The sequence below is a fragment of the Streptomyces sp. NPDC034037 genome (genome assembly GCF_055575715.1).
In genome coordinates, this window is record NZ_JBVISC010000002.1 from 826,025 (window position 1) to 840,753 (window position 14,729).

11 protein-coding genes are annotated in these 14,729 nt (G+C 72.1%); 5 read left to right on the forward strand and 6 right to left on the reverse strand.

From position 1 onward, the window contains the following. Window positions 1–175: 175 nt before the first annotated feature. Both ACZ516_RS09235 and idi read left to right on the forward strand, forming a co-directional pair. On the forward strand, window positions 176–1,114 hold the full coding sequence (locus ACZ516_RS09235) for a cation diffusion facilitator family transporter (RefSeq protein ID WP_469009322.1): 939 nt from the start codon (window positions 176–178) through the stop codon (window positions 1,112–1,114). Between the two features lie 145 nt (window positions 1,115–1,259). Next, window positions 1,260–1,859, forward strand: a complete 600-nt coding sequence (gene idi / locus ACZ516_RS09240) for an isopentenyl-diphosphate Delta-isomerase (RefSeq protein WP_358587104.1) — start codon at window positions 1,260–1,262, stop codon at window positions 1,857–1,859. Between the two features lie 44 nt (window positions 1,860–1,903). Here idi and ACZ516_RS09245 read toward each other — a convergent pair whose 3' ends face one another. Together ACZ516_RS09245 and ACZ516_RS09250 are read right to left on the reverse strand one after the other, a co-directional pair. After that, window positions 1,904–2,383, reverse strand: a complete 480-nt coding sequence (locus ACZ516_RS09245) for an ATP-binding protein (protein WP_358587111.1) — start codon at window positions 2,381–2,383, stop codon at window positions 1,904–1,906. 129 nt (window positions 2,384–2,512) lie between these two features. After that, entirely contained in the window at window positions 2,513–3,154 is a 642-nt protein-coding gene (locus tag ACZ516_RS09250) for an HdeD family acid-resistance protein (RefSeq protein ID WP_469009323.1), read from the reverse strand. Between the two features lie 71 nt (window positions 3,155–3,225). On the opposite strand from ACZ516_RS09250, the gene ACZ516_RS09255 reads away from it, so the two are divergent. The 3 genes from ACZ516_RS09255 to ACZ516_RS09265 all read left to right on the forward strand — a co-directional run bounded on the left by ACZ516_RS09255 (window position 3,226) and on the right by ACZ516_RS09265 (window position 7,509). Beyond that, entirely contained in the window at window positions 3,226–3,978 is a 753-nt protein-coding gene (locus ACZ516_RS09255) for an enoyl-CoA hydratase/isomerase family protein (RefSeq protein WP_469009325.1), read from the forward strand. A gap of 102 nt (window positions 3,979–4,080) precedes the next feature. After that, window positions 4,081–4,971 (forward strand): SCO6745 family protein, encoded by an 891-nt coding sequence (locus ACZ516_RS09260; protein WP_469009326.1) that lies wholly within the window; start codon window positions 4,081–4,083, stop codon window positions 4,969–4,971. A 135-nt stretch (window positions 4,972–5,106) separates the two neighbouring features. Further along, window positions 5,107–7,509, forward strand: coding sequence for a Tex family protein (locus ACZ516_RS09265; protein ID WP_469009328.1), 2,403 nt, complete (start codon window positions 5,107–5,109; stop codon window positions 7,507–7,509). 22 nt (window positions 7,510–7,531) lie between these two features. Here ACZ516_RS09265 and ACZ516_RS09270 read toward each other — a convergent pair whose 3' ends face one another. From ACZ516_RS09270 to ACZ516_RS09285, 4 genes are all read right to left on the reverse strand, one after another. Then, window positions 7,532–9,190, reverse strand: a complete 1,659-nt coding sequence (locus tag ACZ516_RS09270; protein ID WP_361082359.1) for an ABC-F family ATP-binding cassette domain-containing protein — start codon at window positions 9,188–9,190, stop codon at window positions 7,532–7,534. Between the two features lie 323 nt (window positions 9,191–9,513). After that, a complete protein-coding gene (locus ACZ516_RS09275) occupies window positions 9,514–11,190 on the reverse strand; it encodes a BCCT family transporter (protein WP_358587110.1) in 1,677 nt (558 codons plus the stop codon). A 135-nt stretch (window positions 11,191–11,325) separates the two neighbouring features. After that, complete coding sequence (locus tag ACZ516_RS09280; RefSeq protein ID WP_469009330.1) at window positions 11,326–12,606, reverse strand: M14 family metallopeptidase; 1,281 nt, start codon at window positions 12,604–12,606, stop codon at window positions 11,326–11,328. After that, window positions 12,603–14,594, reverse strand: a complete 1,992-nt coding sequence (locus ACZ516_RS09285; RefSeq protein WP_469009332.1) for a Xaa-Pro dipeptidyl-peptidase — start codon at window positions 14,592–14,594, stop codon at window positions 12,603–12,605. Before ACZ516_RS09285 ends, ACZ516_RS09280 begins: the two co-directional genes overlap by 4 nt. Window positions 14,595–14,729: the final 135 nt, after the last annotated feature.

Genomic DNA, 14,729 nt, shown 5'->3' on the forward strand with positions numbered 1-14,729 from the left:
CGCGGAGCCCTGACCTGCGCCCCTTCCCTTGACGGCAATCGTTGCCATTTTCGCAGGTCAGGGCAGATGACAACGGTGTTCAGTGCCGCGTTGCCAGATACCCCCCACCCGTAGTTGACTGTGGTCGCGCGACGACCGGACAGCAGACCGAGGACCGATGCGGGAGGCGGGCTCCATGGGGGCTGGGCACGATCACGGACATACGCACGGCGCACCGACGACGGGTACGGCGGCCCATGCCTACAAGGGGCGGCTGCGGGCGGCGCTCGCCATCACCGTCACGGTGATGTGCGCCCAGATCGTCGGTGGCCTCATGGCGGATTCACTCGCGCTCATCGCGGACGCGACGCATATGGCGACCGACGCCCTGGGCCTCGGCATGGCTCTGCTCGCCATCCACTTCGCGAACAGAGCGCCCACGCAGAACCGCACCTTCGGTTACGCCCGCGCCGAGATACTCGCCGCGCTCGCCAACTGCCTGCTGCTGCTCGGCGTGGGCGGCTACGTGCTGTACGAGGCGGTCGAGCGGTTCATCACCCCGGCCCAGACGCAGGGCTCCCTGACCGTCTTCTTCGGCGCCTTCGGCCTGGTCGCGAACATGGTCTCGCTGGCGCTGCTGATGCGCGGCCAGAAGGACAGCCTCAATGTGCGCGGCGCCTTCCTGGAGGTGGTGGCGGACACCCTCGGCTCGGTCACGGTCATCGCCTCGGCGACCGTGATCATGCTCACCGGCTGGCAGGCGGCGGACCCGATCGCCTCGCTCGTCATCGGCGTCATGATCGTCCCGCGCACGGTCAAGCTCTTGAAGGAGACCTTGAACGTCCTGCTGGAGTCGGCGCCCCCGGGCGTCGACATGGCCGAGGTGCGGGCCCACATCCTCGACCTGCCCGGCGTCGAGGACGTCCACGACCTGCACGCCTGGACGATCACCTCGGGCATGCCCGTGCTCAGCGCACATGTCGTCGTCGGCTCCGACACCCTGGACTCGATCGGCCACGAGAAGATGCTGCACGAGTTGCAGGGCTGCCTGGGCGACCACTTCGACGTGGAGCACTGCACGTTCCAGCTGGAGCCGAGCGGCCACGCGGAGCACGAGCTGAAGCTCTGCCACTGACCGGGGCGGGCGGCTCGTGCCGACGAGGGCGTCCGCCCGCATGTCCCGGCGTGCATCCGCGCGCCGGGACATGCGGGTCCTGGAGTGCCTGGAGTGTCCAACGGGTACGGCAGACTTGAGGCTCGAACCGAAGCGAAGGATGAGTATGCCGATCACACCTGCCACCGCGGCGAACACCTCGTCGAACGGGAACGGCACCGGAGAAGAGATCTTGCTCGAACTCGTCGACGAGGACGGCAGGACGATCGGCACAGCGGAGAAACTCTCCGCGCACCAGGCGCCCGGGCAGCTGCACCGGGCGTTCTCCGTTTTCCTCTTCGACGAACAGGGCCGGCTGCTGATCCAGCAGCGCGCGTCCGGCAAGTACCACTCCCCCGGCGTCTGGTCGAACACCTGCTGCGGCCACCCCTACCCGGGCGAGGCGCCGTTCGCCGCGGCCGCCCGGCGCACGTACGAGGAGCTGGGTGTCTCGCCGTCGCTGCTCGCCGAGGCGGGCACCGTGCGCTACAACCACCCGGACCCGGCGTCGGGCCTGGTGGAGCAGGAGTACAACCACCTCTTCGTGGGGATGGTGCAGTCACCGCTGCGCCCGGACCCCTCCGAGGTCGGCCGGACCGCGTTCGTGACGGCCGAGGAGCTGACGGCCCGGCACGAGGAGGCGCCGTTCTCCGCGTGGTTCATGACGGTGCTCGACGCGGCACGGCCCGCGATCAAGGAGCTGACCGGGGCCGCCACCGGCTGGTAGCCGCCCGGCCCGTCCGCGTCCGCCGCCGGGCGGGACGGGCCCCGTCAGCGGCCGTGGCCGGGCTTCAGGGGCAGCGCCGCCCAGATGACCTTGCCCCCGCTCGCGGTGTGCTCCACGTCGCAGGCGCCGCCCGCCTCCTCGGTGATCTCGCGGACGATGAGCAGCCCCCGGCCGCCCGTCTGCCCGTGGTCGGCCACCAGCGCGGTCGGCCGGTAGGGATGGTCGTCCTCGACGGAGACCCGCACCCATTCGGCGCCGACCGCGACCTCGACCGCGAGCATCGGCGAGAGCAGGGCCGCGTGCCGCACCGCGTTCGTGACCAGCTCCGAGACGATGAGCAGCAGGCCCTGGATGAGGTCGTCCGAGGCCGGTACGCCCTGCCGGGCCAGCAGGTCGCGCACCGCGTGCCGCGCCTGGGGGACGGAGGCGTCGACGGCGGGGGCGGTGAAGCGCCACACCCCTTCGTACGGCACCTGCCCGTCCCCGCCGGGGAGTGGGCCGGGGCCCCTCCCGTCGTTCTCCATCGTCCGGTCGCCGCCCTCGCGCTCGATTGTCACCACATGTCGAGTGTTGGGAACGTACAGCTCCGGACCGCGCTACTGACCAGAAGTCAGCGATTAATGACGGGATTTGATCGAAGGCGTATGACAGCGTCAGTTGTACGACTGATTCTGTCCTCCTTGTTCGCGCTTCCCGGTTTCTTCAGGTTGTACGAGACTCACGATGCGGCGGCCGCCGATGCCGGTGGCGATCAGTCCCAGACCGTCGAAGAGCAGTGCCAGGGAGAAGAAGCAGCCGATGACGTACTGGCTGCTGCTCGGCCACTCGGCGAGCACCAGAACGCCGATGAGCAGACCGAAGGCCCCTTGCAGCAGGGTCAGGGCGAACTGGGGGCCGCGCACCACGAGGCTGCCGACCAGGCGGAACACCCCGCCGGTCAGGAAGAGGAGCGCCGCGAACATGGTCAGCGCCTCCGCCGCCACGTCGGGCCTGCGGATGATCACGACGCCGGCGGCGAGGTTCAGCGCGGCGACCACGACGCCCAGCCAGAAGAAGCTGCTGCCCCGCGACTGGACGGCGTGCAGCAGGCCGACGATGCCGCCGACCAGCAGGAGCCAGCCGAACAGGAGCATGGAGGTCAAGGTGGCGACGCCGGTGTAGACGAGGCCGACGATCCCGGCGACGGCCAGGATCACCCCCAGCAGCGCGAGCCAGCCGAAGCCGCGGCTGACCCGGGCGCCCTGGGCCCCGGCGCTGCCGGGCCGCGCGGATGTGGTGCCCCTACGTCGGAACATCAGGGTCTCCCTCTCGCTCGGCGACCCCCTTCTTGATCTTACGTTCGAGGGGTGCGGATAGCATCCGGCGCATGGAGCCGCAGCTGAGGCACACCGTCACCGACGGCGTCGCCACCGTCGTCATCGCTCACCCGGCCAAGCGCAACGCCATGACCGCGGACATGTGGCGCCAGGTGCCGCCGCTCCTGTCGGGGCTCAGCGCCGACCCGGGCGTGCGGGTGCTCGTGCTGACCGGTGAGGGCGCCACCTTCTGCGCGGGCGCCGACATCTCCTCGCTGCGCGGGTCGGCCGAGGGGGCGCAGGAGCTGGCGGTGCGGGCCGAGGAGGCGCTCGCGGCCTTCCCCAAGCCGACGCTCGCCGCGGTGCGGGGCTTCTGTGTGGGCGGTGGCTGCCAGCTGGCGGGGGCGTGCGATCTGCGGTTCGCGGACGAGGGCGCCTCGTTCGGGGTCACGCCCGCGAAGCTCGGCATCGTCTACCCCTCCTCGTCCACCCGGCGCCTGGTCTCGCTGGTGGGGCCCGCCACCGCCAAGTACCTGCTCTTCTCGGGCGAGTTGATCGGCGCGGAGCGGGCCCTGCGGACCGGTCTCGTCGACGAGGTGCTGCCCGCCGGCGGCCTGGACGCGCGGGTCGCCGACTTCGCCCGCGTCCTCGCCACGCGCTCCCAGCTGACGCAGGCCGCGGCCAAGGAGTTCGCCGCGGGACGCACGGACCGGGACGCCCACTGGACGGAGCAGGCGCGCCTCGGCGGCGACACGGCCGAGGGCGTCGCCGCCTTCCTGGAGCGCAGGCAGCCCCGCTTCACGTGGAGCGCCCCGACCGGGTGAGCCGGAGCCCCCCTGGGGGCGCCGGGCCTGGTCACAGGTGGTGGGAGGTCGTGGGACGGAAGGTTTTCCCCTCACATACCAACCAGTAGGTAACCTGTTGCCATGACCTCTACGACGCCCTCGTCCCCGGCCCCCGCGCTCCACCCGCGCGCCGGGCGCCGCTGCCACACCGTGCTGAACGCCACGCACTCGTCGCACTACTTCTCGCCGGACGTCACGCGGGAGCTGGCGGGGCTCGGGATCACCCACTCCGCCGCCGTGAACTTCGCGGTGCGCGCGGCGGCGCTCGGGGCCGTCGGCGCGGGCACGGTCGCCGCCACCTTCTACAACTACAAGTACGAGCTGGTCGCGGCGCACGTGCCGAGGATCTGGGACACCGCCTCCCCCGCGGAGGTCCTCGCGGCCCGGCTGCGCGGTGTCGACGCGACCCTGCGCAGGTTGCTCGGCGACGACGCGGTCGCCTCGCCGGAGATGGCGGAAGCCGCCCGTCTGGCGCTGCGCGCCACCGAGGCCTGCTCCCGCGCCGCGCGGCCCCTGTACTCCGCGCACGCCGACCTGCCGGTGCCCGAGGAGCCGCACCTCGCGTACTGGCACGCGGCGACGCTGCTGCGCGAGCACCGCGGCGACGGGCACCTGACCGTGCTGCTCGGCGCCGGACTCGACGGCCTGGAGGCGATGGTGACCCACACCGCCACCGGCAAGGGCACCGCCCCCAAGTGGGTCCTGGCCACCCGCGGCTGGAACCGGCAGGAGTGGGACGCGGCCGTGGAGCGGCTGCGCGGGCGCGGACTGCTGGACGGCGAGGGCGAGTTGACCGAGGCGGGCGTGGCGCTGCGCCGGGAGGTCGAGGCCGAGACGGACCGCCTGGACCGGGCGCCCTATGAGCACCTGGGCGTGGCGGGCGTCGAGCGGCTGACGGAGCTGGGCACCGCGTTCATCGGCACGGCGCTGGAGGCCGGCGCGTTCCCGGCGGATCTGGTCGGCAAGGGCTGAGACCGGGCTGGGACCGCGCTGGGACCGGCAGGGGTTTGCCGGTCTCAAGGGTCGGGCCCGCCGGGTCCGCCCCCCGTCGTCGGTGCCACCTGCCACAATTGCCCGGCAACCCCAGCGAGAAGGCGGTACCGGAACGTGGCAGCTTTGAAGACGTCCACTCCCTCGTCCATCGAAGGCAGGATCGCCGAGGAGCTCGGCGTACGGGAGCGGCAGGTGAAGGCCGCCGTCGACCTGCTCGACGGCGGTTCGACGGTGCCCTTCATCGCGCGCTACCGCAAGGAAGCGACCGAGATGCTCGACGACGCGCAGCTGCGCGCGCTCGAGGAGCGGCTGCGCTATCTGCGCGAACTGGAGGACCGGCGCGCGGCGATCCTCGACTCGGTCCGTGAGCAGGGCAAGCTCACCACCGACCTGGAGGCCCGCATCCGCGAGGCCGACACCAAGGCGCGCCTGGAGGACATCTACCTGCCGTTCAAGCCGAAGCGGCGCACCAAGGCACAGATCGCCCGGGAGGCGGGCCTGGAGCCGCTGGCCGACGGGCTGCTCGCGGACCCGGCCGTGGAGCCGAAGGCGGCCGCCGCCGCGTTCGTGGACGCCGGCAAGGGCGTGGCCGACCCGCAGGCCGCCCTCGACGGAGCGCGCGCGATCCTCGCCGAGCGGTTCGCGGAGGACGCCGACCTCATCGGTGAGCTGCGGGAGCGCATGTGGGTGCGCGGCCGGCTCGTCGCCAAGGTCCGGGAGGGCAAGGAGGAGGCGGGCGCCAAGTTCGCCGACTACTTCGACTTCGCGGAGCCCTTCAAGGAGCTGCCCTCGCACCGTGTGCTCGCCATGCTGCGCGGCGAGAAGGAGGAGGTCCTCGATCTCGTCCTGGAGCCCGAGGAGCCCGTGGAGGGCCCTTCCTCGTACGAGGGGATGATCGCCCGGCGCTTCGGCGTCGCCGACCGGGGCCGCCCCGGCGACAAGTGGCTCCAGGACACCGTGCGCTGGTCCTGGCGGACCCGCATCCTCGTCCACCTCGGCATCGACCTGCGGCTGCGACTGCGTACGGCCGCCGAGGACGAGGCGGTGCGGGTCTTCGCGGCCAACCTGCGCGACCTGCTGCTCGCGGCGCCCGCGGGCACGCGCGCGACGCTGGGCCTCGACCCCGGGTTCCGTACCGGCGTGAAGGTCGCCGTCGTGGACGCCACCGGCAAGGTCGTCGCGACCGACACGATCCACCCGCACGTCCCGGCGAACAAGTGGGACCAGTCGCTGGCGACGCTCGCCGGGCTCGCCAGGAAGCACGCGGTCGACCTGATCGCCGTCGGCAACGGCACGGCCTCGCGCGAGACCGACAAGCTCGCCGCCGAACTCATCGAGAAGCACCCGGAGTTGAACCTCACCAAGGTGATGGTCTCCGAGGCCGGCGCCTCGGTGTACTCCGCCTCGGCGTTCGCCTCTCAGGAGCTGCCGGACCTCGACGTGTCGATCCGCGGCGCGGTCTCCATCGCGCGGCGGCTCCAGGACCCGCTGGCGGAGCTGGTGAAGATCGACCCGAAGTCGATCGGCGTCGGCCAGTACCAGCACGACCTGTCGGAGGTGAAGCTGTCGCGTTCGCTGGACGCCGTCGTGGAGGACTGCGTGAACGGCGTCGGCGTGGACGTGAACACCGCCTCCGCCCCGCTGCTCGCCCGGGTCTCCGGCATCGGCGCGGGCCTCGCGGAGAACATCGTGGCGCACCGCGACGCGAACGGCCCCTTCAAGAGCCGCAAGGCCCTCAAGGACGTGCCCCGCCTCGGCCCGAAGGCGTACGAGCAGTGCGCGGGCTTCCTGCGCATCCGTGGCGGCGACGACCCGCTGGACGCCTCCAGCGTGCACCCGGAGGCGTATCCGGTGGTGCGCAAGATGGCGAAGTCGGCGGGCGCTCAGGTCTCCTCGCTGATCGGCGACACGGCGACGCTGCGGTCGCTGCGGCCGGACGACTTCGTGGACGAGGTCTTCGGTCTGCCCACGGTCACCGACATCCTGAGGGAGCTGGAGAAGCCCGGGCGCGACCCGCGTCCCGCCTTCAGGACGGCGACCTTCAAGGACGGCGTGGAGAAGATCTCCGACCTGGCCCCGGGGATGATCCTCGAAGGCGTCGTGACGAACGTGGCCGCGTTCGGTGCCTTCGTGGACGTGGGGGTGCACCAGGACGGTCTGGTGCACGTCTCGGCGATGTCCGAGACCTTCGTCAAGGACCCGCGGGACGTGGTCAAGCCCGGCGACATCGTCAGGGTGAAGGTCATGGACGTCGACATCCCGCGCAAGCGGATCTCGCTGACGCTCCGCCTCGACGACGAGGCGGCCCCCTCGGGCGAGGCGGGCGCGGAGCGGCCCAAGCGCGGCGGGCGCCCGCCGCAGCAGCGGCGCCAGGGACCGGCCGGTCAGGGAGGTCAGGGGCAGGGCGGTCAGGGCCGGCGCGGGCAGAAGCCGCAGCGGCAGGGCCCGCCGCCCGCCAACGACGCGATGGCCGAGGCGCTGCGGCGGGCCGGTCTGGTCGATCCGAAGCGGGGCTGACGAGGGCGCGGCGGGGCGGAGGTCAGAGCGACAGCTCGGTCACTTCGCCCTCCGCCACCTCCAGGCGGCGCGTCACGCTGACCGCGTCCAGCATCCTGCGGTCGTGCGTGACCAGCAGCAGCGTGCCCTCGTAGGACTCCAGGGCCGCCTCCAGCTGCTCGATCGCGGGCAGGTCGAGGTGGTTCGTCGGCTCGTCCAGGACCAGGAGGTTGACGCCCCTGCCCTGGAGCAGTGCGAGGGCCGCGCGGGTGCGCTCGCCGGGTGAGAGCGTCGCCGCGGGGCGCAGCACGTGCTCCGCCTTCAGGCCGAACTTGGCCAGCAGCGTGCGGACTTCGGCGGGTTCGGTGTCCGGTACCGCCGCGCAGAACGCGTCGAGCAGGGACTCCTCGCCGTGGAAGAGGGCGCGGGCCTGGTCCACCTCGCCGACGAGGACGCCCGAGCCGAGGGCCGCGTGGCCCGTGTCCACCGGGACGCGCCCCAGGAGGGCGCCGAGCAGCGTCGACTTGCCCGAGCCGTTCGCGCCGGTGATCGCGACGCGGTCGGCCCAGTCGATCTGGAGCGTGACGGGCCCGAGGGTGAAGTCGCCCCGGCGCACCCGCGCCTCGCGCAGGCTCGCCACGACCGCGCCCGAGCGGGGCGCCGCCGCGATCTCCATGCGCAGCTCCCACTCCTTGCGGGGCTCCTCGACGACGTCCAGGCGCTCGATCATGCGCTGCGTCTGGCGGGCCTTGGCGGCCTGCTTCTCGCTGGCGTCGGCGCGGAAGTTGCGGCCGATCTTGTCGTTGTCGCCGCCGCCCGCCTTGGCGGCCTTGCGGCGGGCGTTCTTGACGCCCTTGTCGGCCCAGGAGCGCTGCATCTGGGCGCGGCCCTGGAGCGCCGCCTTCTTGTCCGCGTACTCGTCGTAGTCGTCGCGGGCGTGCTTGCGGGCCACCTCGCGCTCCTCCAGGTACGCGTCGTAGCCGCCGCCGTAGAGGTTGATCTGCTGCTGGACCAGGTCGAGTTCGAGGACCTTGGTGACCGTGCGGCTGAGGAACTCGCGGTCGTGGCTGACCACGACCGTGCCGGCGCGCAGGCCCCTGACGAAGCTCTCCAGGCGCTCCAGCCCCGCCAGGTCGAGGTCGTTGGTGGGCTCGTCCAGGAGGAAGACGTCGTAGCGGGACAGGAGGAGGGAGGCGAGGCCGGCGCGGGCCGCCTGGCCTCCGGAGAGGGAGGTCATCTCCTGGTCCAGGCCGACGGTCAGGCCCAGGTCCTCGGTGACCTCCTCGGCGCGCTCGTCCAGGTCGGCGCCGCCGAGGGCCAGCCAGCGCTCCAGGCTGTCCGCGTAGGCGTCGTCGGCTCCCGGGGCGCCGTCGACCAGGGCCTGGGTGGCCTCGTCCAGGACGCGCTGGGCCTCGGCGACGCCGGTGCGGCGGGCCAGGAACGCGCGGATCGACTCGCCGGGGCGGCGGTCCGGCTCCTGGGGCAGGTGGCCGACGGAGGCGGACGGGGGCGAAAGCCGCAGCTCGCCTCCCTCGGGGGTGTCCAGGCCCGCGAGCAGCCGCAGGAGGGTGGACTTGCCGGCGCCGTTGGCACCGACGAGGCCGATGACGTCGCCGGGGGCGACGACCAGGTCCAGGGCGGCGAAGAGGGTGCGGTCGCCGTGGGCGGCGGTGAGGTCTTTGGCGACGAGGGTTGCGGTCATCAGGGGGTCATCCTACGGGCGGGCCGGTGCGGCCCCGCAGGGTGCCGGTCGGTCCAGCGGGCGGCGGTGGGGGCGACCAGGACGCCGGTGCCAGGGCGAGAGTCGCGTACCGGGCAGACATGCGGTGGGTACCCCCACCCGAGAGGTGATGTGAGCACGGCATGGCCCCGTTTCGTCGGCCGGGGCGGTGGCGCCGTGCCCCGGGCCACCCGGGACGCGGATCGCTGCGTACGCGTGGTCGGGGGCGTACCCGTGCCGAGGGCGCCGGACGCCGGTGAGGGCCCGGGGCGGCACGTCCGATGTGGGCCGCTCCCGGGGCCGGGTCAGCGGGTGCGGGCCGGGTCGTCGTCGTCCGCCAGGTCCTCGCCGTCGTTCTGGGCGGGGCCGATGCGGATCTCGAACTCGCCGTCGTACTGCTCGTGGCCCGCGATCACGGCCTTCTCGACGGCTTCCGTGCCGTGCTCCCCGCGCACGATCAGCGGGTCGTGGCGCAGGTCCTTCATGAGGGAGACGCACATGCCGATCATCACGAGCGTGAAGGGCGCGGCTACCAGGATCGTGAGGTTGCGCAGGCCGGTGAGCGCGTCGTCCGAGCCGTCGCCGATGAGCAGCATGATCGCCGCCACGGCACCGGTCACGATGCCCCAGAAGATCACGACGAACCGGCCGGGTTCGAGCGCTCCCCGCTGGGAGAGCGTGCCCATGACGATCGACGCGGCGTCGGCGCCCGACACGAAGAAGATGCCCACGAGGAGCATCACGAGAAGGCTGGTGACGGTCGCGATCGGGTACTCGTGGAGCAGCCCGAAGAGCTGCGCCTCCGGTGTCGTCTCGCCCTTGAGGCCGCCCCGGTCCGCGACGGTCATGGCGCTGCCGCCGAAGACCGCGAACCAGATGAGGCTGACCGTGCTCGGCACGAGGATGACGCCGCCGACGAACTGACGGATCGTACGGCCGCGGCTGATGCGGGCGATGAACATGCCGACGAAGGGCGTCCAGGAGATCCACCAGGCCCAGTAGAAGACCGTCCAGCCGCTCAGCCAGTCCGCGACGCCCTTGCCGCTGGAGGCCTCGGTGCGGCCGATCAGCTGGGGCAGGTCGTCGAGGTAGGCGCCGAGGGACGTCGGCAGCATGTCGAGCATGATGACGGTCGGGCCCGCGATGAAGACGAACACCACGAGCAGCAGCGCGAGCACCATGTTGATGTTGGACAGCCACTGGACGCCCTTCTCCACACCGGAGACGGCGGACGCCACGAAGGCCAGGGTCAGCACGCCGATGATCACGACGAGCAGTCCGGTGCCGGCGTCGTCCATCCAGTCCAGCACCTCGATGCCGCTGCCGATCTGCAGGGCGCCGAGGCCGAGGGAGGCGGCCGAGCCGAAGAGGGTGGCGAAGATGGCCAGGATGTCGATGACCCGGCCCCAGGTGCCGTGGGCGTGCTTCTTGCCGATGAGCGGTTCGAAGACGGCGCTGATGGTCTGGCGGCGGTTGCGCCGGAACGTGCTGTAGGCGATGGCGAGGCCCACCACCGCGTAGATGGCCCAGGGGTGGAGCGTCCAGTGGAAGAGGGTCGTGGCCATGGAGGTCTCCATCGCCGCGGCCGAGTCGGCCGGGTCGGTGCCCGGCGGCGGTGCGGTGAAGTGGGCCAGGGGCTCGCTCACCCCGTAGAACATCAGGCCGATGCCCATGCCGGCGCTGAACATCATGGCGACCCAGGAGACGGTGCGGAACTCCGGTTCCTCGCCCTCCTTGCCGAGGGTGATCTTCCCGTACCGGCTGACGGCGAGCCAGAGCGCGAAGACCACGAACCCGGTGGCGGTCAGCATGAAGAACCAGCCGCCGTTGTGCATCAGGCCGTCGAGCATGTCCGTGGTGACGTTCTTGAGCGAGTCCGTCGCCACCGCGCCCCAGACCACGAACGCGAGGGTGAGCACGGCGGTCACGCCGAACACCACCCGGTCCGTGTGCGGGGACCGGCCGCCGGGGGCGGGCGCCATGATCTCCTTGGACCCTCCCCCGTCGTCCGCTTGTCGCTGATCCTGCGTCACAGGTGACACCTTTCAAGGGGGTCGAATGAGTCAGAACTTTGTTCTCCGATACCCCCTACCACATGTGACGGGCGTCTCAGGCGCTCAACAGTCCATGTCGGGCCGAGCTGTGACCATGTGATACGGCGCGCGCTCGTCGAGCAGGAGCGGCACGAGGGCCCGCGCCGACTGCCGCAGCGGGACGTGGGCGCCGGACTTGCGGCGCTCCACCGTCACGCCGTGCAGGGCCAGTTCGTCCTTGATGTCCGCGTACTGTCCGGCGTCCAGGCGGTAGCCGCAGGGCGGGTCCTGGATGACTTCGGACGGTTCGGCGGGGTCGTTGTCGGCGCCGCCGAGGTAGACCGGGCCGCGGTCGCGCAGCCCCTCGGCGCGGGCGGCGTCGGTGGCGCGCTCCAGGCGGCCGCGCCGCTCGTCGGAGAAGGCGAAGAGGCCTTCGAGGGCGGCGGTTTGGGACTTCACGCGGCGGCGGTTGTTCAGCGCCGCGTCATTCTTCTCCGCCTCCGTGAGAGGGTCGACGCGGCTCTCGATGAGCAGGCCCGCCGCGTGCTTGATGCCGGAGATGTTGCGCAGGATGCGTTCTTGCCCGTCGCCCGCCGTCTGCTTGACGGGATCCCCGGTGACGGGGTCGGTCCAGATGCCGTAGGTGCCCGTGGTGTGTCCGGCGGCCTCGGCGGCCGGTCGTACGTACGCCTTCGACAGGGTCTGGGCCTCTTCGTGCACCGCCTCGTCGGTGTTGAGGTTGCGCGGCCAGAGGTCGAAGAGGTCCTTGTCGTAGTACTTGGGGGTGGCGCCGTACTCGTGCAGGTCGTAGATGACGTCGGGCCGGTGGTCGCGGATGACGGCGGCCAGGGCGCGGCCCTCGGCGGTCTTCAGGGCGATGTGGTCGCGGTTGATGTCGACGCCGTCGGCGTTGCCGCGGGTGTCGGCGGCGCGGCCGTCCGGGTTGGCCGTGGGCACGAACAGGAGCGTGGTGCGGGCCAGGAAGCGCCGGGTCCTGTCGTCCTTCGTGTGGGCGAGGTCGCGGATGGTCGACAGGCAGGCCTCGCGGCCCGCGGGTTCGTCGCCGTGCTGGCTGCAGATCAGCAGGACGACGCTCTTCGTGGGGCGTTCGCCGACGCGGACCAGTTGGAGGGGGCGGCCCTGCCCGGTGGTGCCTATGCGGGAGACGCGGACCCGCTTGCTCGCCTTGTCCACGGCGGCCAGGAGCCGTTGCTCCTCGGGCTGGGTGGTCCAGCGGGCGCCGTCGCTCTCCTCGAACCCGGTGCGCGGCGGCTTCGGGGTCGCCTGGGCGGGTGCCGTCAGGAGCGGTGCGGCGAGGGCGACGGCGGCGCAGGACAGCGCCAGGGTGCGGATGCGCGGTGTCATGAAGTACTGCCTCCCGGGAGCGGGTTGAGCGGACGCGGCGGGGCCACGCCGTCGAGACGGGGTGCGCGGGGGGTGGCGGACGCGGCGGTGGTGAACGCCTTCGCGCCGCCCACCAGCGGCAGCTCGGCGAAGGTGCGGGCCAGGTCGAGGGTGAGCGTCGGGGTGTCGGCGGGGCGTTCGATGAGGCCCTTGTCGGTGCCCGCGACGATCAGCGCGAGGCGGTGGCCCTCGGGGACGACGTGGTCGCTCGCGGCGAGGTCGAGGGTGATGGTGTGGGGCTTGCCCGGGGTGAGCGGGCGGCCGTGCCGGGCGTCCGCCCAGTTGCCGAGGTCGGCCCAGCCGCGGCTGAAGATCGTGTAGTCGACGTCGGCGGTCTTCGCCCTCGTCTCCTTGAAGCAGGAACTGTCGCCGGTGGTGCTCGCGCCCCAGCAGGTGCGTGCGGGGAGCGTGGTGATGCCCTCCGCCACGTCGGCGTAGTCCCGGATGGTGGCGGGGCCGAGGTCGACCAGGACCGCGGAGAGGTGGGCGGTGCGGGCCGTCGGGGTGGCGGTGACGGTCACCTTCGATGAGCCGGACAGGCGCAGGTCACGGCTCAGCGGCCGGCTGACGAACCCGGCCTTCGCGGGCGTGGAGGCGTGGATCCGCTCGGCCCAGTCGGTCTCGCTCAGCCCCGGGTCGTCGGTGAAGGTCTCCGTGCCCCTGCCGGGGCGCGGGCCGAGCGTGCCGACGCCGGGTGCGGCGCCCTTCGCGGGGCGCAGCGTGGCGGTGGCGGTGCCGCGCGGGGGCCATACGCGGTCGGTGGTCCAGTGGTCGGGGGTCCGCTCGATGTCGGCCATCGGTTCGCGGTCGACGCCGTTGTCGCGGCCGAGGAGTTCGTGGTCGAACCAGCGGTGCAGGGTGCGCACCCAGTGGGCCCTGCGGAAGTCGAAGGGGTCGACGTGGCCGGCCTGGCTGAGCCAGACCTTGCGGTCCACGCCGTTCTCGGCGAGCGCGTCCCACCACTGGCCGAAGTGCTTGGTGCGCACGTTCAGGTCCTGCATGCCGTGCACGGCGAAGACGCTGGCCCGTACGTGGTCCGCGTCGGGGACGTGGTCGCGCTCGTCCCACAGGCGGGTCCAGTCGCCGCTGCGGGGCGCTCCGTCGATCAGCCGCTGATGGGCGGCGGCGCAGCGGGCGCCGGCCTCGGGACTCTCCACGGCCCTCGCGAGGCCGTCGGGGCCGCTGCCGTAGAGCGGGGCCCCCTTGGCGAAGTAGTAGTCGTACCAGGAGGAGATGGCGCCGATGGGCACGATCGTCTTCAGGCCCTTGACGCCGGTGGCGGCGACGGCGTTCGCGATGGTGCCGTCGTAGCTCTTGCCGATCATGCCCGTTCTGCCGTTGGTCCAGGAGGCGCGGGCGCGTTTCTCGCCGGTGCGGTTCGTGTAGCCGCGGGCGCGGCCGTTGAGCCAGTCGACGACCGCCTTGGCCGACTGGACGTCGGAGCGGCCGCCGATGTCGACACAGCCGTCGGAGCGGTTCGTGCCGGTGAGGTCGACGGCGACATAGCCGTAGCCGCGGGGCACGAAGTAGTTGTCGTAGTAGAGCGGGAAGCGGACGGGGTCGCCGTTCTCGTCGTACGTCTTCTTCTGGCCCTCGTTGCCGCGGCCGCAGCAGGCGTAGTACGGGCTGGCGTCCATGATCACCGGTATGCGGCGGCCGGTGCGGTCGAGTTCGCGGGGGCGGACGACGTCGACGGCGACGCGGTCGGTCCGGCCGTTCGCGTCGCCGTCGATCCCGGTGTCGACCCATACGGACTCGCGTATCGCGTTCTCGTACGAGTACACGGGCCTGCTCTCGCCCGCGCGGCGGGGTGCCTCGCCGGGTGCGCGCGGGGCGCCGGCGGCCGACTGCGCCGCGACCGGGGACATCAGTGTGGCCAGCAGGGCGGCCAGGGCCGCCGTGAGCAGCGTTCTCCACAGGAGGCGGGTGCGTCGCGCGCGTATCGGCATGGCGCGGAAGGTACACCGGTGAACTCCGGTGCGACAGAGGGCCGTACGCGCCGCGTCAGGTTCGTGGGGCATAGCGGCACATGTCGGCCGAATGGCGATCGTGTGACAGCAGGGGCCATGGACATGACCTGTGCG